Here is a 19,247-nt window from a genome sequence, read left to right as displayed (position 1 = left end):
GGGGCGACCCTGCGCGAGTGGGCGCCCGCGGGACCTGGGAGCGTCCCCGGGCCGTGCGGCCTCGGAGGGCCGCCTTAGAGCCGGTTGTCGTTCACCGCCGCCGTGACCAGGGAGATCGAACTCCAGAGCACGGTGAAGCAGAACAGGGCCGCGAACAGCGTGTAGAACGGCGCCGGGTAGAGCGAGTAGGTCGGGAGCAGCGGGGGCACGAAGGTCGAGAGATAGATCTGCTGCTTGGCCGCCGCGACCCGGGCCCGGTCGAGGATCAGCTGCATCGAGGCGTTGAGCTTCTCCGCGACCGTCTGCTCGACCATCAAGCTCTCGTATTCCAGCAGGGCCTGCGTGAGGTTGTGCTCGGAACTGGAAACGATGCCGTCGGTCGTGAGGCGGTTCTGCAGATCCTTGATCTGCCCGTCGAGGGCACCGACGGTCGCCACCAGCACCTGGATGCCGCGGGTCTTTTCGTCGAGCCGGGAGTCGCGCAGCACGCGCAGGTCGTTCTCGGCCTTGATCTTGTCCTTGCGCAGCATCTCGATCGTGGTCACGGCGGCCTCGGCCGACTTGACGGGATCGATGATGCCCCAGCGGTTGCGGAACTCCTGCAGGGCCACCCGCGCCTGCTTGAGCCGCTCCTTCGTCTGCTCCACCTCCTTCATCGACTGGGCGATCATGTCGGCCTGGGCGCGCCGGGAGATGTCGTTGATCAGGGCCTCGGACCGGGCGATCACCTCCTTGGAGATCGCGACCGCATCCTCGGGCTCGAAGGCGCGCACGCTCAGGCGGATCACGCCGGAGATGGCGTCGATATGCGCATTCACGTGCCGGCCCCAGTAGCGCACCAGCTTCTCGACCGGTTGGCCATCCCGGTAGCGGGCCCAGAAGTCGATCCCGTCCTTCGAGAACATCCGCTCGACGCCGAGCTTGGCGTCGACGGCCTCCACCATCGGCCGGCTGCCGATGTAGTCGCGCAGGATGAAGCTGTCCTGGCTGTTGTGCTTCTGGATCAGGTCCGCGTAGAGGCCGAGTTCGGCGCTGGCCATCGGCTCGACGTTGCCGCGTACCGCGAACTGCGATTCGACCACGTATTGCGGGGTGGCGATGGCGAAGACGTAGAGGCCGATGAGGGCCGTCGGCGCCAGCACGAACAGGCCGTAGCTGCGGAACAGGCGCTTGGCGAGGCCCTCCGGCGGGCGCGCCTCGCGGGACCGCAGGCCGGGCAGCCGGGTCCATTCGAGGCTGCGGCGCGCCCGTTCGAGCAGGGGACCGACCGGCAGGCCCCGCCCCCGCCCCGGCGAAATCGGTTCGATCGTCTCGGCGTTGCGCCGCAGATCCGGCACGGAGCGCCGGGCGAGGTCCATGAGCGACTGCACGCTCGAACCCGTCCGGACTCGGGTCTCCTGCTTGACCTCGTCGGAATTCATCGAAAGGGAGCCCTCGCGGAACCGCCGCCGGGATCGCGCCCGCGCCCGGGTCCTGCCACCCGCACGAGGCGTGGGCAAGGCTCGTCGGCAGGGCGCCCCGGATGGCGCCCGGGGCAGCGTCCCGTCCGTCGCTCAGGTCACGTTCTTTTCGGCCCTTTTTAAGGCGCGGCGATCCGTCGGGATTGCGCCGCGGGCGCTGCTGCTGCGATACCGCCCCGAGACACATCAGACGGCTCGGACCAGGGAGCCGGGCGGGAGGCGTCGTGGGACGGCTGCAGGAACCGGGCGGGGCGGCCCGCACGGCCAAGGCGGGTTTCTCGGACGTCGTGCTGGTCTGCCGCAAATGCGCCAAGCGCCAGGAGGTCGACCGCAAGCGACTCGGCCGGGCGCTCAAGCGCGCCTACCGGGAGACCGCCCGCGAGCGCGGCGCCGGCAAGGTGCGGGTCGTCGAGACGGGCTGTCTCGGCCCCTGCCCCAAGCGGATGCTGACGCTCGCCACCGCGCAATCCCTGGCGCGCCGCCGCGTCCTCTTGATCGATCCCTCGCTCGACGCCCTCGGTCCCGAGGCGCTGGGCCTCGTTCCGGCGCAGCCCTCCCCCGTCCCGGCGCCGCCCGCGGGAGACGGCGATGTCTGAAGCGCCGGCCCGCGCCGCGAAGGATTCCGGGACGGCCGCCGGCGGCAGGCCGCGCCCGCGCCGGTTCCTGGGCCGGCTGCTGCGCCGGCTTCCGCTCGTCGGCACCCTGGCCGGCTTGGCGCTCGGCGTCTGGCTCGTAGCCACCAACGACCTCGGCGCGATCGGTGCGGCCTTCGGGCGGATCGGCCTGGCGGGGCTTGCCGCCATCGTTCTGGTGCGGGCCGTCATCGTCCTGCTCTGCGGCTTGGCCTGGGCGCGGATCCTGTCCGGCATCCCGCCCTCGGGCCGTGCGGGGGGCGCGGCGCAGCCTCCGGTCGAGACCGGCGCCTTCGTGATCCTGCGCTTCGTGCGCGAGGGCGTGAACGTCCTGTTGCCCGTCGCCTCCGTGGGCGGCGAGGTGGTGGGCGGGCGCCTGCTGACCTTCTGGGGCGTGGCGGGCAGCCTCGCCGCGGCCTCGCTGCTCGCCGACATGCTGATCCAGGTCGCCACGCAGGTGGCCTTCACCCTCCTCGGGACCGGGCTGCTCTGGCGCCTGCCGGGCGAGGCCGCCGCCTCCCTCGCGCGCTGGACGACGCAGGCCGCCGCGGTGGCGGTGGCGGTGGTGGCGGCCTTCTTCGCGCTCCAGACCCTCGGGCCCGCCCGCGCCCTGGAGCGGCGCCTGACCGGCTTCGGCCGCCGGGTTCTGCGGATGGCGGCGCCGGATGCGGCGGGGACGGCGGCGCCGTCCGAGCCCGGCCTCACCGTGCAGGACGCCCTCGACGCCGTCTGGGCCCGGGGACGGCGCGGGCGCATCGCCCAGTCGCTGGTCCTGCACTTCGCGGCCTGGGGGCTCGGGGCGGCGGAGATCTGGATCGCGCTGGCCTGCATCGGGGTCGAGGTCAGCCTGACCGAGGTGCTCGTGCTCGAATCCCTCTCCCAGGCGATCAAGTCGGCGGCCTTTCCCGTGCCGAGCGGGCTCGGCGTGCAGGAGGGCAGCTTCGTGGTGGTGGGCGCCCTGTTCGGGCTCGATGCCGGCACCGCCATCGCCCTGTCGCTCGCCAAGCGCGTGCCCGACGTGGTGCTCGGCCTGCCCTCGCTGGTGGTCTGGCAGACCCTGGAGGCGCGGCGCACGCAGGTGCTGGCCCCGCCGGGTTAGAGCATCGTCCCGAAAGGTGGCCGCCGGCTCTCAGAAGAAGCCGATGCTTTCGGTTCGGCTCAGCCTTCGCCCGAAACGAGCCAGCGCCGCATCGCCTCGAAGGTGGCGATGCCCGCCGTGAAGGCGGCCGCGGCCTGCGCTTCCGGCAGGGCGTCGAGGCGCTCGCGGAAGGCCCGCCAGAGCGGCCCGGCCGCACGACCGCGGCCGCTGTAATAGGCCAGCGGCACCTCTTCCCCGTGGAGGCGGGCCACGTGGCGGCCGATCACGGCGCCGCCGAGCGTCGAGCCCTCCAGCACGTAGAGCGCGCCCAGCGCGCCGCCGGCCCCGTCCAGGCACGGCGGCGCGGGCGACGAGGCGGGCGCCGCCCCCGAGAGGCCCGCGAGATCCGCGTCGAGGAACGCGAGCCGGCGGCGGGGATCGAAGAAGGCCGCATCCGCTAAGGCCGCGCCGATGGCCGGCTCGTACACGGCATGGAAGCCGCGCAGGCGCGCGAGCAGGTCGCGGTAGCCGGACAGCGTTGCCACCCGCGCCTCCCAGTCGAGGTCGCGCTCCAGCGCGGCATGCGCCTCGGCGGTGGCATGCCGCAGGCGGGCGTGCAGGCTGTCGCTCACGTTCGGCTCGGCAGGGATGTCAGGCGTGGACGGTGAAGCAGGCGCCGTCGGCGTTCTCGACGTCGATGCGGGCACCGATCTGGTCGAGCATGGCGCGGATCAGCTTCATGCCGAGGCCGGTGCCCTGCGCCCGCGCATTCTCCCAGCCCGCCGGCATGCCCACCCCGTCGTCGCAGACCTTGAGGCGCACGGCACCCTCCCCGCCCGCCACGGTGACGCTGACCCGCGCGCCCTTCTCGGGGCGGCCGGCATATTTGAAGGCGTTGGTGACGAGTTCGGTGGTGATGAGCGAGAGCGCCACCGCGTGCCGGTAGGGCACCATCAGGCCGGGCTCGGCGGTCATCTCGACGCTGTGCTCGTCGCCCGCCATGCCGGCGAGGTCGTTGCACAGGGTCTGGATGGTCTGGCCGAGATCGACCTGTTCGAGGCTCTCGCCCTGGTAGAGGCTGTCATGCACCCTCGCCACGCTCATCACCCGCGCCGAGGTCTCGGAGAAGGCCTGGCGGGCGGCGGGGTCGGCGATCTGGCGGCGCTGCATGTGCAGGAAGGCCGTCACGATCTGCAGCGAGTTCTTCACCCGGTGGTCGATCTCGCGGGTGAGCAGATCCTTCTGCTCCAGCAGGCGCTCCTTGTCGGCGAGCAGGCCCGTCAGTTCGTCGATCTTGCGGCGCTGGCGCAGCACCACGCCCTCGACCGCGTCGGCGAGCTGCGCGGCCAGCGCGACCTTCCAGGCGGCCCAAGGGGTGGAATGGCCGCGCCGCTCCTCGACCCAGCGCTCGAAGGAGCGCCGCGGCAGCACCGCGACCGGCCCGCTGCCCGGCAGCACGGGCTTCCTCGGATCGCCGCCCCAGGTGACGGTGCTGGGCACCTCCGGTTTGAACCACAGCAGGAGGTGCTGGCGCGAGGTGCCGACGAAGGCCGCGAGCAGGCCGCTGGCGATCTCGGTGTAGTCGGCGGCCGGCGCGTGGTGCAGCACCAGCGTGTCGGTGACGAAGGTGGTCTCGCCGGGGGGGAGGCTCTCGCGCAGCCAGTCGGCGAGCGCCCGCACCGCCGGTTCCGCCGGGGTGGCGCCGACGAGGCAGACGGCCTCGTCCGAGACGATGCCGGCGCCCGTCGCCTCGAACAGGTCGAGCAGGGTCGGGTCGCCCTGGGTCAGCGAGACCACGAAGTCGTCCGAGCGGGTCAGCCCGCGCACCAGCCGGCCCTGCACGTCGAGGTGGCGCTGCCGCTCGCTCCAGAGCGCCTTGCCCTCGATCTCCTGCACGCGCATGGCGAAGGCGTCGGTGAGCACGGTGGCCGCGGCGCGGGTCTCCGGGGCGACGTAGTGCGGCCGGCGGTGATGGCCGATCATCAGGCCCCAGAGCCGGTTCTCGACCATGATCGAGATCGACATCGAGCCGTCGACGCCGAGGTTGCGCTGATATTCGAGGTGGATCGGCGAGAGGGTGCGGTGCTGCGCGAAGGTGAGGTCGATCGGCGCGTTGCCCGCCGCCCGGTCGGCCATCAGCGGCACCGGCACGCAGTCCCGGTCGATCACGAAGCGGCTCTTGGCCTTGGTGTAGAGGGCGCGCGCCTGGGCTGGGATGTCGGAGGCGGGGAAGCGCAGGCCGATCAGGGGACGCTGCCAATCCGGCACCATGTCCTCGGCGATGGCCTCGCCGTTCCAGTCGGTGTCGAAGCGGTAGACCAGCACCGATTCGAAACCGGTCATGGCGCGGATCTCGAGGGCGGCGATCTGCGCGGCCTCGGCCAGGGTCTCGGCGGCGCGCAGCCGTACCATGGCGGTCTCGGCGTCGAGGGGGCTCGCCGTGAGAAAGTCCTCCGGCCGCTCGGGCGCCAGTTCCAGCTCGACGATGACGCGCCCCAGATGGACATGCGCCAAGAGGTGAAAGCGTTCGTCGCGCGGGGGCAGGGTCAGCGAGCGGCGCAGGAGCCGCCCGTCGGTCAAGGTGTGGGCGGCCATGCCGTTGCGGATCGCCGAGACGATCTCGGCCGGCAGCACCGCCTCCAGGCTGAGGCCGTTCGGGGGAAAAAGCGCGGGCGCGAGCACGTCGGCGGCGTTGGCGCTGAAGGCCACGATCTCCAGGCTCGCCGCGTCGGCGGCGAGCATCACCGCGTTCGGCTGGATCGAGCCGGGAATGTGGATCGGCTCCCGCTCGCACAGGCTCGGATCGACCGGCTCGGCCCGGCTGCGCTGGGCGATCGCGGCGAGCACGGCCTCGCGGGAGGGGCCGGCGGCGATCTGCTCCAGGGGGCTGATGGTCAGCCAGATCCGCCCGTCCGCGCCGGCCCGCAGGCCGATGCGCGCTCTCAGGGGAGCCGGGATGCGGCCGAACACGAATTCGAAGGACTGGTCGCCCCGGCCCCGGCGCACGCCCGCGAGGAAACGCCCGTAGAAGCCGGGCACGTGGGCGCTCGGCACCAGCTCGCGGAAGAAGCTGCGGCCGAGCATCGCCTCGCGTGGCATCCCGCACAGGGTCTCCGCCGCCCGGTTGCAGGCGAGCACGATCCCGGCGGAATCGAGCGCCAGGACGCCCGCCTCCAGCGCGTCCCGCTGCGCGGGAGTGAGGCTCTCGATATCGACCCGGGAATCGACCGGGCCGTCGTGAGGCCCCTGGGCGTGCATCTGCGACGGATCGACCATTGTGCCTGTCGATATGCCTGCCGCGGGCCGGTTGCGCAATGCCGGGCAGGGTTGCGCGGCCCGATGCAAACTGCGGCGCATCGGCGCCAAGTATCTGTCGGATCCCGACTTTGTCTAAAACGATACAATGGCCGCGACACGGCGCAGCGCTCTTCCGGATCTCCTCCGGGCGAGCGGTGTCGACGCCTGTTCGGAGCAGGCGCGGGACCGGGTCTCAGCGCAGCTGGTCCGCGAGCTCGGAGAGCGCCGTGTCGAGCCCTTCCTCCAGGGTGGGATGGTAGAAGGGACGCTCGCGCAGGCGCCGCACGTCCAATCCGTCCTGCACCGCGTGGGCGAGGATGTGGCCGAGATGCTCCGCCCCGGGACCGATCAGCTCGGCGGCGGCGAGGCGCCCATCGGGCTCGGCATAGAGCCGGAGGCCGCCCTGCGCCTCGTCCATGACCTGCGCCCGGCCCTGGTCGCAGAAATCGGCGCGGCCGACGAGACGGTCGGCGTCTGCGTCGAAGCCGCCGCCGATCACGGCGATCTGCGGCTCGCTGAACACCATGGCGAGCGCTACCCAGCGCACGGGCCGCTCGGCGCTCTCCCCGGCCGCGATCCGCGCGGCGTTGCGGCCGGCGATGCGGCCCTGGCGGCTCGCCTCGTGCAGCACCGGGCGGTCCGCGTTGGCGTCTCCGGCGATCAGGATGGTGGCGCCCTCGCAGAGCAGCGAGCGGGGATCGTGGGCCGGGCTGCCCCGATCGTCGAGGCGGGCGCCGGTCTGCTCGAGGCCGATGCCCCGCACGTTCGGCGGGCGGCCCGCGGCGGCCAGCACCCGCTCGACGCGGGTCTCGCCCCCGTCCCAGCCCAGGCGTGCACCGTCGTCATCCGCCCTGCCCCGCTCGACCTTCGTGCCGAGATGCAGGGTGAAGGCCTGCGAGAAGATCTCCCGCGCCGCCGCCTTGAGGTCCGGATCGCTCAGGCCGCCGAGGCTGTCGCCAGGATCGAAGACCTGCGTCTCGACGCCGAGCCGGGCCATGGCCTGCGCGAGTTCGAGCCCGACCGGGCCGGCGCCGAGCACGGCGAGCGAGGCGGGCAGGTCCTCGATGTCGAACACGGTGTCGGTGGTCAGCAGACGGTGCCCGAGATCCTGCAGCGGATCGGGCACGCTCGGGCTGGAGCCTGTCGCCAGCACGGCGGCCTTGAAGTGCAAGCGGGTGTGATCGTCGATCCGCAGCCGGTCCGGGCCCTCGAACACGGCACGGCCCGACAGGCGGGTCTCTGCCGGCAGCCGGTCGAGCCCCTCGAACACGGAGGCCACGAAGCGGTCGCGCCAGTGCCGCATCCGGGCGAGCACGGCGGGGGCGTCCACGGCAACCTCGCCGACGCGGATGCCGAGGCGGTGCGCCTCGCGCGCGCCGTGGGCGGCGTTCGCGGCGGTGATCAGCAGCTTGGAAGGCATGCAGCCCACCCGCGCGCAGGTGGTGCCGCCGGGACCCTGCTCGATCAGGATCGACTTCACCCCCGCGTCGAGGGCGGCCCGGTGGGCGGCGATGCCGGCGGTGCCGGCGCCGATCACCGCGACGTCGCAGGTGAGTTCACGCATCAGGACGCCATGGTCAGGACGGCGCCGCCGTCGACGCGCAGGTTCTCGCCGGTGATGTAGCTCGCCTGCTCGGAGCAGAGGAAGGCCACCGCCGCGGCGACCTCCTCGGGCCGGCCCCGGCGCTTGGAGACGATGCCGGGACGCTTCTCCGTGAGGAAGCTCTCGACCGCCTCGTCGAAGGAGACGCCGAGTTCCCCGGCGCGCTTCTCCATCATCGCGTCGGTCATCGGCGTGGCGACGAAGGCCGGCGCCACGGAATTCACCAGCACGCCGTCCGGCCCGTAGGCTTTGGAGAGGCCCTTGGTCAGGTTCATCAGGCCGGCCTTGGCGGCGCAGTAGGGCAGTTCCTCGACATAGGGCTGGACCGCGTCCTCGGAGGTGAAGAACACGATCCGGCCCCAGCCCGCCGCGCGCATCCCCGGGATGAAGGCGCGCGCGACCCGCACCGCCGACATCAGGTCGGCCTGGATCGTCTCCATCCAGCCCGCGTCGTCGATCTCCAGGAAGTCGCCCGTGGCGCCGGTGATGCCCGCGCCGTTGATGAGGATGGTGGGCTTGGTCTCGAACGCGGTGTCCGCGAATTCGCGCAGCTTGCGCGCGCCCGCATCGTCCGACAAATCGGCTTGGCACGCCTTGACCGGTCCCAGCGCCGACAGGCGCTCGGCCGCCTCCTGCAATTCCCGCTCCTTCAGGTCGGAGAGGACGATCCTGACGCCCTCGCGCAGAAGGTATTCCGCGCTCACGTAGCCCATGCCGGAATCACCGCCCGTGATCACCGCGACGCGGCCGCTGATGCCGAGATCCATGTGACGACCCTTCCCGTGATCGGCGTCCGGTCCGCGCGCTCGAAGGCCGGCGCTGAGAACGTTTGTTAAAGCCGCGGGCCAACGGGAGGCGTGCCGGATCGTTCCAGCCGGGCCGTGGGCTGCGGCGATCCGACCGGTGGGCGGGCCGGATGGAATCGCAGCGCCGAACGTCACGAAACCGCTTGGCGGCACCCGCAGTGAGCGGCACCCTTCGGGCGATTCGAATCGCGCGGAGATCCTTGGCGATGAGCGAGACCGAGACGATCCAGCCGGGGCCGGCCGTGCCCCCGCGGGGCGGCGTGGTCGCCTACCTCTCGCTCGACGGCGCCCTGCGGGCCGCCGCCTTCTACGAGAAGGCCTTCGGCGCCGAGATCCTGGCCAGCGTCCCGCCGGACGAGCAGGGCCGGACCATGCACGTGCATCTGTGCGTGAACGGCACCTCGGTGATGCTCTCCGACGCCTTCCCCGAATACGGCCACCCGCTCCAGGCGCCGCAGGCCTTCAGCCTGCTCCTGCCGGTCGAGGATATCGCGGCGTGGTGGGAACGGGCGGTGGCGGCGGGCGCGGAGGTGGTGATGCCCTATCAGGAAATGTTCTGGGGCGACCTCTACGGGCAGCTGCGCGACCCGTTCGGCGTGATCTGGGCGATGAACCAGGCCAAGCGGGCGGGCTGAGCCGTCGGGGATCAGAGAAGCGAGGTTTGCGTCTCGCGGCTCGTCTCGCGCCGCGTGCGCCGGTAACTGACCGTGTGTCCGAAGGGAATGCGTGGTCTTCGCCCCGCAAGAAGCTGCTCGATCGTCAGGATCTGGATGCGCGGAATGCGGTGATGGCCTGTTTCGTACGTTCCGGCGCTGGCCGCTTCCTTCTCCATGGGTCGCGTGGGCGGCGTGAGGGTCAGGAAGACGCCGAGCGGTTCGCCGGTGCGCTCCATGGTGGCGCGCAGATCCTTGATCTGAGCGACGCCGACATTCAGGCCGCCTTTGACCGATACGATCGCGGCCTTCGTGTCCTTGTCGTTCGCCTTGAAGTAGATCAACCCGTCGATCCCGCCATCGGCGCCCTTCTGTCCGTTCCTGAAGGGTTGCGCGTCGACCAGATCGACGCACCAGAGCTGGAAGAGGTGTTTGTCCCGCAAGGCCAACTCCCTCGCCCCGTCCATGTCGCGAGGAATGCCGCGAACGTTGAAAGCGATCTCCGGAAAGGCGTCGTTCAGGCGCCGGCCGATGAGGTTGATGGCGAGCGGTGTGACATCGATCCCGAGCCAGCGCCGACGAAGTCTTTGGGCCGCGTGCACGGCCGTCCCACACCCGCAGAAGGGATCGAGCACGATGTCGCCCGGATCGGTCGAGGCGGCGATGATCCGTTCCAGGAGCGCCACCGGCTTCTGCGTCGGGTAGCCCAGGATCTCGTTGGAGCCCGCGTTCAGAGCATCGATGTCCGTCCAGACATCCTGCAGCGGGATTCCCTTCAGGGGCTCGACGGGCCTCAGGACGCGCGGCATGCCGTTTTTCGTGTAGACGATCCGTCCCTCCGCGATCAGCCGGTCCCGCTCCGCCGGGGCGTAGCGCCAGTGGAAGGTATGGCCGTTCCACTCGTAGAGCGGCCCCCGGTCGCCCGGTGCCCTGCAATTGTCCTTACGGTAGGTCTTGCCGTCGGTGTGGACGTACAGATCGTGGGTCTTCGGCGCATTCCGATCGCGCTCGCTCGCGATCAGATTGAACTTTCGATTTTCGGATCTGGCGTAGTAGAATATGGTGTCGTGCACACTTCCGAATTTGGATAGCTTTTTGTCGTAGTGCCCTCTGGTTCTCTTCCAGATGATCTCGTTTCGGAATTGTTTGATGCCAAAGGCGGCGTCGAGGATGATCTTGAGGTAGTGACTCGCCGTCGGATCGCAGTGCAGATAGATCGAGCCTGTCTCCTTGAGCACGCGGCGCAGCTCAACGATCCTGACGGACATCATGGCCAGGTAAGCCATGACATCGTTCTCTCCCAGAAATTGGCGAAGGGACCGCAGCACGTCGGCCACCGCGGTGTGCCCACTGCGGAGCGTGTCTTCGAAAGCGGTCTGGGAGGTATCGTTCCAAGTCCATGTGTCCTCGAAGGCCTGGATTTGAGACGAGCTTTTCGAGCCATCCGGAGACTCGAAGAGGACGGCATAGGAGGCTTTGGAATTGAATGGAGGGTCGAGGTAGACGAGGTCTACACTACCGGAATCGATGTGATTTCTGAGAATGTCCAGATTGTCGCCGAAATAAAGTGTCCCCGACATGAGGCCCCATATCGCCACGCTTCAAATGGCCGAACAGCCTGCGCAACTTGGAGGAAATTATAATACCTAGAGTTTGCTTGTAATCTGAACAAAAAGCGAACATAGGTTGTATCAACGGTCGAGGCGAGGATCGCCTGTCCGCCCGTCACGCTTCATGCGGCTCTTATGGGAAGGAAATGGCTTCGGCCGGCTGCCGCCCGTCGCGTGCGCGACGCGGCCACACGTTCGGGCGTCTCCGACGACGGGTCCGCTGCGCCCGGACGGAACGTGGTTCGCGTCCGGGTGCGTCGTGACGAACTCGAGGTTGCCGATTGGGCGCGAAAGCGGGCTACGCCGCCTCGCCCAGGCACCACGCGAGAATGCCCTTCTGCGCGTGCAGACGGTTCTCGGCCTCGTCGAACACCACCGATTGCGGTCCGTCGATGACCTCGGCCGTAACCTCCTCGCCGCGATGCGCGGGCAGGCAGTGCAGGAAGATCGCGTCCTTCGCCGCGGCCGCCATCAGCGCCGCGTCCACGCGGTAGGGCGAGAGCAGGTTGTGGCGGAAGTGCTCGTCGTCGTCGCCCATGGAGACCCAGCAATCGGTCACCACCGCGTCCGCCCCCTCGACCGCCGCGTAGGCGTCGGTGGTGGCGTTGACGCGGGCGCCCTCGCGCTCGGCCCAGGCGATGAGGGCCGGCGGCATCGCCAGCTCGTTCGGAGCAGCGACGTTGAGGGTGAAGTCGAAGCGGGCCGCGGCGTGGACCCAGCTCGCCAGCACGTTGTTGGCGTCACCCGACCACGCCACCGTGCGGCCCTTGATCGGCCCGCGATGCTCCTCGAAGGTCATCACGTCGGCCATGATCTGGCACGGATGCGAGACCTTGGTCAGCGCGTTGATGACCGGCACCTCGGCATGCTCGGCCAGTTCCACCATCAGCGTGTGGTCCAGCGTGCGGATCACGATCGCATCGACGAAGCGCGAGAGCACGCGGGCGGTGTCGGCCACCGTCTCGCCGCGCCCGAGCTGCATCTCCTTGCCGGTCAGCATCAGGGTGTCGCCGCCGAGTTCGCGCATGGCCACGTCGAAGGAGACGCGGGTGCGGGTCGAGGGCCGGTCGAACACCATCGCCAGCATCTTGCCGGTGAGCGGTCGCTCCGCGGCGCGCTGGCCCTTGACCCGCGCGCGCTTCATCGCGGCGGAGGCGTCGAGGACGCCGCGCAGGGTCTCGGCCGAGAAATCCTTCAGGTCGAGGAAGTGGCGGACATGCGGGCCGCTGCCGTTCAGGGTGGTGGTCATCTCAATATCTTCGCTCACGGCACCGCCCTCAGGCGGCCCCGCGCATCTGCGCCTCCAGATCGGTCGCCGCGGCCTCGAGCCGGGTCACGGCCTCGTCCACCTCCGTCTCGCCGACGATCAGCGGCGGCAAGAGGCGGACCACGTTGTCGCCCGCCGGGATCACCAGGAGGTGCCGCGCGCGGGCGGCCGCCGTGAACTCGGTGTTCGGCAGGTTGAGCTTCAGGCCCCGCATCAGTCCCTGCCCCCGCATCTCGGCGAAGACGTGCGGGTGCCGGTCGATCAGGCCTGCGAGCTTCTGCGTCAGCAGCAGGCCCATGCGCTCGACATGCGCCAGGAAGCCCGGGGCCAGCACCACGTCGAGCACGGCGTTGCCGACCGCCATGGCGAGCGGGTTGCCGCCGAAGGTGGTGCCGTGGGTGCCGGCCGTCATGCCGCGGGCGGCCTCGGCCGTGGCGAGGCAGACGCCGAGCGGGAAGCCGCCGCCGATGCCCTTGGCCGCGCTCATGATGTCCGGCGTCACGCCCGACCATTCGTGGGCGAAGAACCTGCCGGTCCGTCCGACGCCGGTCTGAACCTCGTCCATGATGAGGAGCAGGCCGTGCGCGTCGCACAGGTCGCGCAGGCGCCGCAGCATCGCGCTCGCGATCACCCGCAGGCCGCCCTCGCCCTGGATTGGCTCGATCATCAGGGCGGCGGTTTCCGGTCCGATCGCGGCTTCGAGCGCCGCGAAATCGCCGACGGGCACCTGATCGAAGCCCTCGACCTTCGGGCCGAAGCCCTCAATGTACTTCTGCTGGCCGCCGGCCGCGATGGTCGCGAGCGTGCGGCCGTGGAAGGCGCCCTCGAAGGTGATGATGCGGTAGCGCTCCGGGTGGCCGCCGGCCGCGTGGTACTTGCGCGCCGTCTTGATGGCGGCCTCGTTGGCCTCGGCGCCGGAATTGGCGAAGAAGGCCACGTCCGCGAAGGTCGCGTCCACCAGCCGCCGCCCCAGCCGCTCCCCTTCCGGGATCTGGAACAGGTTCGAGGTGTGCCAGAGCTTTTGCGCCTGCGCGGTCAGGGCCTCGACCAAGTGCGGATGCGCGTGGCCGAGCGCGTTGACGGCGATGCCGGCGCCGAAATCGAGGTAGCGGGTGCCGTCCTCGGCGACCAGCCATGCACCCTCGCCTCGCTCGAAGGCGATCGGGGCGCGGGCATAGGTCGGCAGCAGGGCGGAGGTCACGCGGGTCCGTCTCCTCGGGCACGATCCAGGGGGCAGTATCGCCAAAAGAAAGTGCCGCCTCGGGGGACGGGCGGCACGGGCGCGATTACTAAGAAACGAGGCGCTTCTGTCAATCTCGGCGCGGCGCGGAGGCGGCGCATCGCGCCCCGATCGGCCTGATTCGTCCCGCCGCGGTGCCGTCCGGCACCCGCCTTTCGCGGTCAGGCCCGCTGCAGCCGCGTCGATCCCGTCGGCGAGCGGCCGACCATCTTGCGGAAGGTCCGCCCCATGCGCCGCGCGTCCGGGAAGCCGGCGCGCGCCGCCGCCTCGCTGAGCGAGACGGTACCGGAGCGGATCAGCGACTGGGCCAGGGTCACGCGCTCGCGCAGCACGTATTGATAGGGCGTCACCCCGAAGGAGCCTTTGAAGGCACGCACGAAGTAGCTCTCGCTCAGCCCGGCGGCCTCGGCCATCTCCCGCAGCGAGAGCGGCGTACCGAGCCGTGCGGCCACGAGGTCGCGCACCTGCCGGGCCTGCCGGGGGCTGAGCGCCGCGCTCTTGCGCGGGGCGGGCTCCGACAGGGCACCGGAGGCGCGCAGCACCGCCAGCGCCACGCTGTCGACCAGCAGCGCGTCCGCGGCGCTGTCGTGGCCGCCCGCCTCCTGGCCCAGGGCGGCCAGCAGGTGGAACACGGTCATGCGCTCGGCGAGGTCGCAGGTGAGCGAATCGATCCGGGTCTGGCAGAGCGGCGCCCCCGTCATCCGCTCGACCGCCGCCGGCATGAAGGCGAGGTAGCGCCCCCGGCAGGCTCCGCTCCAGCAGGTGGTGCCGGCATAGCCGGGGCCGCGCAGCACGAATGCCTCGCCCGCCCGCTCGTCGGACCGCTCATCCGTCGCACTGCCGCTGAAGGCGAGGCGGGTGCGCCTGCCGCCGCGCAAGGTTCCTTGCCACGTTCCGACGAGGAGGCCGTCGACGCGGTGCGTGCTGCAGCCCTCCGACTCGTAGGCGAAGTCGAGGAAGGCGATGCCGTCGAGGCCGCTCGCGGGGATCTGGCCGAAGATCTGGTCGGGCGGGGCGCTGAGGTCGCCCTGCACGGATGCGTTGACGAACGGAACGCTCATCGGCCGCTTCGTTCTCCCGGGTTTTTGCCGCGCTTCGGGCGGACGACGTCTTCTTCTTTCCGTCCCCGTGGGACGGCGGGCGGAGCTTGCGCCCCGACGCGGATGAACGACCCGCCTCGGAGGGCCGTTCCAAGGTCGACCGCTCAAAGGCCGCCCGCATTCCGAACGCGGCGGGCACCTGCGAACGGCAAGGGTCCCGCGGAAGCGGCGGGGTCGACCGCTTCCGCAGGACGGCACAGCCGGCTCGAAGCCGACCGGGCCGGGAAATCCGCTTACTTGCCGAGCACGCCGCCCAGCAGGCCGCCGACGGCACCGAGCACGCTGTCGAGCGTGCCGCCCACGAGGCCGCCCACCTGATCGACAGTGCCGGAGACGGCGCCCAGCTCGTTGCTCAGGTCCAGTTCGAGACCGAGGCCGAGAGACAACCCGCCGCCGACCTGATCCAGCTCCGCCGCGTTGAGCTCGCGCACGGTGTCGATGTTCTGCTGCATGGCTTTCTCCTTAGTCCGAGCGATACTGGAAGAACGTTCTGTATTTCTGTCTTCCTATGGAATAAGAGCCGCGGCGATGCGCTGCTCTGTTGGATAAGGTACGGATATTATCTCAGCAGGCAACCCGGGCCGCGATATACGCTCCTCACGGATCGAGACGGAAACCGATGGATGGACATATCTTGCTCTCCCCAATCACGACCGATGGTGGCATCCGCGCCGCGAGGCCGGGGCCGAAGCGCAGCCGTCCGCTGTCTCCGCTTCTTCTCGCGTGCCTCGGGAGCCGGAGTCGGGACGGCGCGTCCTCGGTCCGGGTGGGTCGGAGCCGGTTGCATCGGATCGGGGGACAAAAATTGACGCAGGCCGGCGCGACGGAGCCGGCCGCTACGGCAGCTGGCCTAAAAAACTGATTCCGTTGCGGATTATGACGCACCTGCGTCAGAACAACGCAGGTGGGCCGGTCGCCGCAGCCCGAACCGCGCCGCCCGTCGCAGCATCCGAGAAGGCTTTTTTCGTGAACGCCCCCCTGTTCCGTCGTGAGGTCGCCGAGGCCCGCAAGAGCGCGTGGCTCGGCGAGGCCCAGGTGGTGCAGCCCCTGCCGATCCGCGTGGTGGGCGGGCTCTGCCTCGCCTTCGTGGCCCTGGTCGGCCTCTACGCTTGGCTCGGCAGCTACACGCGCCGCATCCATGCCGAGGGCCTGCTCGCGCCCGATATCGGCCTGATCACCGTGGCGAGTCCGCTGGCCGGCCGGGTTAGCGCCTCGGGCGTCCGGGAGGGCGAGCGGGTCGAGCGCGGCCAGCTCCTTTTCACGATCGACCTCGATGCGGTCTCGGCGAGCGGTCCGACGCAGGAGCGGGTGATCGCCCAGCTCGGCCGCCAGCGCGAGAGCGTGGAGCGCCAGCGCGCCGCCCGCGCGGCCATGGCCACCGCCGAGAAGGAGGGCCTGCGCGAGCAGGTCGCCAATCTGGAGGCGCAGCGCGCCAAGATCGAGGAGCAACTCGCGCTTCAGGAAAAGCTCGTGCCCCCGTTGAAAGCCCGGGCCGACGAACTCGCCGACCTCGTGACCCGGGGCTTTGCCCGCGCCGCGGATTTCCAAAGCCAGAACTACCTCTACCTCCAGGCGACCTCGCAGCTCGCGCAGTTCCGCCAGGGCGGCTTGCAGGTCGAGGGCAAGCTCGGCGACCTGCGGGCCAAGCTCGCCACCTTCGACGAGACCCTGGCCCGCGATCTGGCCGAACTCGACCGCACCGCCGCGCAACTCGAACAGCAGCGGGCCGAGAGCGAGGCGCGCCGCGCCATCGAGGTGCGCGCGCCGGAGCGCGGCATCCTCACCTCCATCCGCGCCCAGGCCGGGCAGACCGTGGCAGCGGGCGCCAGCCTGCTCACCCTGTTGCCGAGCGAGGGCCGGCTTCAGGCCAACCTCTTCGTCGATTCCTCCGCGATCGGCTTCATCGAGCCGGGGGCGGCCGTGATGCTGCGCTACGCCGCCTTCCCCTTCCAGCGCTTCGGCCTGCATGGCGGCCGCGTCACGGAGGTGACCCGCGCGCCCTTGGAGAGCGAAGGTGGCGGCCAGCCGGAGGCGGTGCGGGATGCCGCCAGAGGCGCGGGTAAGAATGCGGGGAACGGGGGCGTCTACCGCATCATCGTGCGGCCGGACGCCGACAGCGTCACGGCCTACGGCGAGCAGCGGCGGCTGGAGGCCGGGATGCGGGTCGAGGCCGACATCGCCCTGGAGAAGCGCCCGCTCTACCGCTGGCTCCTCGACCCCCTCTACCACGTCAAGCGCAGCGTCGATCTCGTGACGCAGGGCGGCGGCCCGGAGGTCTCCCGATGAGCCTGCTGTCGGATCTGCAATTCGGGTTCCGGCGCCGCCTGCCCGTCCTGCTCCAGGCCGAGGCCGCGGAATGCGGCATCGCCTGCCTCGCGATGGTGCTCGGCTATCACGGCCGCCACGTCGATCTCGGCGGGATGCGCGCCCGCCACGCCCTCTCGCTCAAGGGCATGACGCTGCGAAGCCTCATGGACCTATCGGGGAGCATGGGCCTCACCACCCGGGCCCTGCGGATCGAGATGGCCGATCTCGGCCGCCTGCGCCTGCCCTGCATCCTGCACTGGGGCCTCAACCACTTCGTGGTGCTGGCCGCGGTCCGCCGCCGGGAGATCGTGATCCACGATCCCGCCCGCGGACGGCGGACCTTGAGCCTCGCGGAAGCCTCGCGCGAATTCACCGGGGTGGCGCTGGAGGTGGCGCCCAACCAGAGCTTCGTACGGGAGAAGGCGGAGAAGGGCCTCGCCCTGTCCGACCTGTTCCGGGGCATGGCCGGCATCCGCGGGGCCATGGCGCAGATCCTGGTGCTGTCGCTCGGCATCGAACTCATCGCCATCCTGATGCCGATCGCCTCGCAGATCGTCATCGACGAGGTGATCGTGAACGGCGACCTCGACCTGTTGCTGGTCGTCGCGCTCGGGCTCGCCCTCCTGCTCGTGCTGCAACTGGGGCTCGGCATCGCCCGCACCTGGGCGATCATGCTCACGGGCACGAAGCTGAACTATCAATGGTCGGGCTCGCTGTTCGACCATCTCTCCCGGCTGCCGCTCGACTATTTCCAGAAGCGGCATGTGGGCGACGTGATCTCCCGCTTCGGCACGCTGGCCACGATCCAGAAGGGCATCACCACCGATCTCGTCCAGGCCCTGCTCGACGGGCTGATGTCGGTCGGCATGCTGATCATGCTGTTCCTCTACGGCGGCTGGCTGGCGCTGGTGGCACTCGCGGCCACCGCGCTCAACGCCGGCCTCCGGATCATCGCCTACAAGGCCTACCGGGAGGGCACCGAGGAGGCGATCGTCGCGGAGGCGCGCCAGCAGAGCCACTTCATCGAGACCGTGCGCGGCATGGCGAGCGTCAAGCTCCTGAATCTGCGCGAGCGCCGCCGCGGCACCTGGATGAACCAGTTCGTCCAGGCGCTGAACGCGCGCCTGCGGCTGCAGCGGCTCGACCTCGTGTTCGGGCGCGGCAACGAGTTCCTGTTCGGGGCCGACCGGCTGATCCTGCTGGTGCTGGGCGCGCGGGCCGTGATCGACCAGTCGATGACGCTCGGCATGCTGGTGGCCTTCCTGGCCTATCGCGACCAGTTCTCCACCCGCATCGGCAACCTGATCCAGTCGGGCTTCGAGCTCAGGATGCTCAACGTGCAGACCGACCGCCTCTCGGACATCGTCATGACCGAGCCGGAGGAGGCCGCCGCCTCGCCTGCCGGGGCGACGCCGGTCGCGGCGCCCGCCCTCCTGCCCGCCGGGGAGCGTCCGCCTGCGCGTGCGGCGGGTCTGCGCGCGGTCGGCCTGTCCCTGCGCTACGGCGACGATGAGCCCTGGGTCTTCCGCAATCTCGGCCTGGAGGTGGCGCCGGGCGCGAGCCTCGCCCTCACCGGGCCGTCGGGCTGCGGCAAGAGCTCCGTGATGAAGATCCTGATGGGCCTGCTGCCGGCCACCGAGGGCGCGGTGCTGGTCGACGGGCGCGACATCCGCGCCGGGGGGCTCGCCGCCTACCGGGCCCGCATCGCCGGGGTGATGCAGGACGACGGCCTGTTCGCCGGCTCGATCGCCGAGAACATCGCCTGCTTCGACGAGCGGCCCGATCCCGGCTGGATCCGCGAATGCGCGGCGCGCGCGGCGATCCTCGCCGACATCGCCCGCACGCCGATGGGCTTCGAGACGCTGGTGGGCGACATGGGCTCGACCCTCTCGGGCGGCCAGCGCCAGCGGGTGATCCTCGCCCGCGCCCTCTACCGCCGCCCGGAGATCCTTTTTCTGGATGAGGCCACGAGCGCGCTGGACGAGCCGACGGAGGCGGTGATCGCCGCCGCGCTCCGCGACCTGAAGATGACCCGGGTCATCGTCGCCCACCGGCCCGCAACGGTCGCCCATGCCGATCTGCGCTACGATTTTTCCGAGGCGCGGGCGGCGGCGCAGCTCAAGGAGATCGTCGGCTGAACGCACGCCCCGGTCCCTCCCCTTGCGAGTCGCCCCGCCCCCGTGCTCAGACCCCC

15 protein-coding genes are annotated in these 19,247 nt (G+C 70.5%); 5 read left to right on the top strand and 10 right to left on the bottom strand.

Annotated elements, in window-relative coordinates; translation table 11 throughout:
- Positions 1–74 precede the first annotated feature (74 nt).
- Entirely contained in the window at positions 75–1,421 is a 1,347-nt protein-coding gene (locus ACPCJR_RS24650) for a capsule biosynthesis protein (RefSeq protein ID WP_391515941.1), read from the bottom strand.
- 263 nt (positions 1,422–1,684) lie between these two features.
- Between ACPCJR_RS24650 and ACPCJR_RS24645 the strand changes: the two genes are divergently transcribed.
- Both ACPCJR_RS24645 and ACPCJR_RS24640 read left to right on the top strand, forming a co-directional pair.
- Entirely contained in the window at positions 1,685–2,056 is a 372-nt protein-coding gene (locus ACPCJR_RS24645) for a hypothetical protein (RefSeq protein ID WP_391515943.1), read from the top strand.
- Positions 2,049–3,191: a lysylphosphatidylglycerol synthase domain-containing protein gene (locus ACPCJR_RS24640; protein ID WP_391515945.1), complete on the top strand. Its 1,143-nt coding sequence runs from the start codon at positions 2,049–2,051 to the stop codon at positions 3,189–3,191. The genes ACPCJR_RS24645 and ACPCJR_RS24640 overlap by 8 nt, the downstream gene beginning before the upstream one ends.
- Before the next feature lie 59 nt (positions 3,192–3,250).
- Here the strand turns inward: ACPCJR_RS24640 and ACPCJR_RS24635 are convergent, their stop codons facing one another.
- The 4 genes from ACPCJR_RS24635 to ACPCJR_RS24620 form a co-directional block, all read right to left on the bottom strand.
- Complete coding sequence (locus ACPCJR_RS24635) at positions 3,251–3,802, bottom strand: biliverdin-producing heme oxygenase (RefSeq protein ID WP_391515947.1); 552 nt, start codon at positions 3,800–3,802, stop codon at positions 3,251–3,253.
- A gap of 19 nt (positions 3,803–3,821) precedes the next feature.
- Positions 3,822–6,446 (bottom strand): histidine kinase dimerization/phosphoacceptor domain -containing protein, encoded by a 2,625-nt coding sequence (locus tag ACPCJR_RS24630; protein ID WP_391515948.1) that lies wholly within the window; start codon positions 6,444–6,446, stop codon positions 3,822–3,824.
- A 214-nt stretch (positions 6,447–6,660) separates the two neighbouring features.
- Positions 6,661–8,031 (bottom strand): dihydrolipoyl dehydrogenase, encoded by a 1,371-nt coding sequence (locus tag ACPCJR_RS24625; RefSeq protein ID WP_391515950.1) that lies wholly within the window; start codon positions 8,029–8,031, stop codon positions 6,661–6,663.
- Positions 8,031–8,837, bottom strand: coding sequence for an SDR family NAD(P)-dependent oxidoreductase (locus tag ACPCJR_RS24620; RefSeq protein WP_391515951.1), 807 nt, complete (start codon positions 8,835–8,837; stop codon positions 8,031–8,033). The genes ACPCJR_RS24625 and ACPCJR_RS24620 overlap by 1 nt, the downstream gene beginning before the upstream one ends.
- 245 nt (positions 8,838–9,082) lie before the next feature.
- Between ACPCJR_RS24620 and ACPCJR_RS24615 the strand changes: the two genes are divergently transcribed.
- On the top strand, positions 9,083–9,511 hold the full coding sequence (locus ACPCJR_RS24615; RefSeq protein WP_391515952.1) for a VOC family protein: 429 nt from the start codon (positions 9,083–9,085) through the stop codon (positions 9,509–9,511).
- An 11-nt stretch (positions 9,512–9,522) separates the two neighbouring features.
- On the opposite strand, the gene ACPCJR_RS24610 is transcribed toward ACPCJR_RS24615, so the two are convergent.
- The 5 genes from ACPCJR_RS24610 to ACPCJR_RS24590 all read right to left on the bottom strand — a co-directional run bounded on the left by ACPCJR_RS24610 (position 9,523) and on the right by ACPCJR_RS24590 (position 15,198).
- Positions 9,523–11,109, bottom strand: a complete 1,587-nt coding sequence (locus tag ACPCJR_RS24610) for a DNA methyltransferase (RefSeq protein ID WP_391515954.1) — start codon at positions 11,107–11,109, stop codon at positions 9,523–9,525.
- 328 nt (positions 11,110–11,437) lie between these two features.
- Entirely contained in the window at positions 11,438–12,388 is a 951-nt protein-coding gene (gene argF / locus ACPCJR_RS24605; protein WP_391515956.1) for an ornithine carbamoyltransferase, read from the bottom strand.
- A 28-nt stretch (positions 12,389–12,416) separates the two neighbouring features.
- Complete coding sequence (locus ACPCJR_RS24600; protein WP_391515958.1) at positions 12,417–13,607, bottom strand: aspartate aminotransferase family protein; 1,191 nt, start codon at positions 13,605–13,607, stop codon at positions 12,417–12,419.
- 200 nt (positions 13,608–13,807) lie between these two features.
- Positions 13,808–14,707: an AraC family transcriptional regulator gene (locus ACPCJR_RS24595; protein WP_391515959.1), complete on the bottom strand. Its 900-nt coding sequence runs from the start codon at positions 14,705–14,707 to the stop codon at positions 13,808–13,810.
- A gap of 272 nt (positions 14,708–14,979) precedes the next feature.
- A complete protein-coding gene (locus ACPCJR_RS24590) occupies positions 14,980–15,198 on the bottom strand; it encodes a hypothetical protein (RefSeq protein WP_391515961.1) in 219 nt (72 codons plus the stop codon).
- Between the two features lie 514 nt (positions 15,199–15,712).
- On the opposite strand from ACPCJR_RS24590, the gene ACPCJR_RS24585 reads away from it, so the two are divergent.
- Together ACPCJR_RS24585 and ACPCJR_RS24580 are read left to right on the top strand one after the other, a co-directional pair.
- Positions 15,713–17,032 carry an HlyD family secretion protein gene (locus ACPCJR_RS24585; RefSeq protein WP_391515963.1) on the top strand — a complete coding sequence of 440 codons (1,320 nt, stop codon included), beginning with the start codon at positions 15,713–15,715 and terminating at the stop codon, positions 17,030–17,032.
- Entirely contained in the window at positions 17,029–19,191 is a 2,163-nt protein-coding gene (locus ACPCJR_RS24580; protein ID WP_391515965.1) for a peptidase domain-containing ABC transporter, read from the top strand. Before ACPCJR_RS24585 ends, ACPCJR_RS24580 begins: the two co-directional genes overlap by 4 nt.
- Positions 19,192–19,247 lie beyond the last annotated feature (56 nt).

Source organism: Methylobacterium sp. NPDC097929 (assembly GCF_049543375.1).
Taxonomy (GTDB): Bacteria; Pseudomonadota; Alphaproteobacteria; order Rhizobiales; family Beijerinckiaceae; genus Methylobacterium.
Note: the sequence above shows the minus strand (reverse complement) of the source record. Positions and strands in the feature narration are given on the sequence as shown.

What these genes read in the sequence shown, in the direction of transcription:
- ACPCJR_RS24650 (WP_391515941.1), bottom strand. Translation starts at nt 1,421, where the DNA reads ATGAATTCCGACGAGGTCAAGCAGGAGACCCGAGTCCGGACGGGTTCG.
- ACPCJR_RS24630 (WP_391515948.1), bottom strand. Translation starts at nt 6,446, where the DNA reads ATGGTCGATCCGTCGCAGATGCACGCCCAGGGGCCTCACGACGGCCCG.
- ACPCJR_RS24580 (WP_391515965.1), top strand. Translation starts at nt 17,029, where the DNA reads ATGAGCCTGCTGTCGGATCTGCAATTCGGGTTCCGGCGCCGCCTGCCC.
- ACPCJR_RS24640 (WP_391515945.1), top strand. Translation starts at nt 2,049, where the DNA reads ATGTCTGAAGCGCCGGCCCGCGCCGCGAAGGATTCCGGGACGGCCGCC.
- ACPCJR_RS24620 (WP_391515951.1), bottom strand. Translation starts at nt 8,837, where the DNA reads ATGGATCTCGGCATCAGCGGCCGCGTCGCGGTGATCACGGGCGGTGAT.
- ACPCJR_RS24625 (WP_391515950.1), bottom strand. Translation starts at nt 8,031, where the DNA reads ATGCGTGAACTCACCTGCGACGTCGCGGTGATCGGCGCCGGCACCGCC.
- ACPCJR_RS24615 (WP_391515952.1), top strand. Translation starts at nt 9,083, where the DNA reads ATGAGCGAGACCGAGACGATCCAGCCGGGGCCGGCCGTGCCCCCGCGG.
- ACPCJR_RS24590 (WP_391515961.1), bottom strand. Translation starts at nt 15,198, where the DNA reads ATGCAGCAGAACATCGACACCGTGCGCGAGCTCAACGCGGCGGAGCTG.
- ACPCJR_RS24610 (WP_391515954.1), bottom strand. Translation starts at nt 11,109, where the DNA reads ATGTCGGGGACACTTTATTTCGGCGACAATCTGGACATTCTCAGAAAT.
- ACPCJR_RS24595 (WP_391515959.1), bottom strand. Translation starts at nt 14,707, where the DNA reads ATGAGCGTTCCGTTCGTCAACGCATCCGTGCAGGGCGACCTCAGCGCC.
- argF (WP_391515956.1), bottom strand. Translation starts at nt 12,388, where the DNA reads ATGACCACCACCCTGAACGGCAGCGGCCCGCATGTCCGCCACTTCCTC.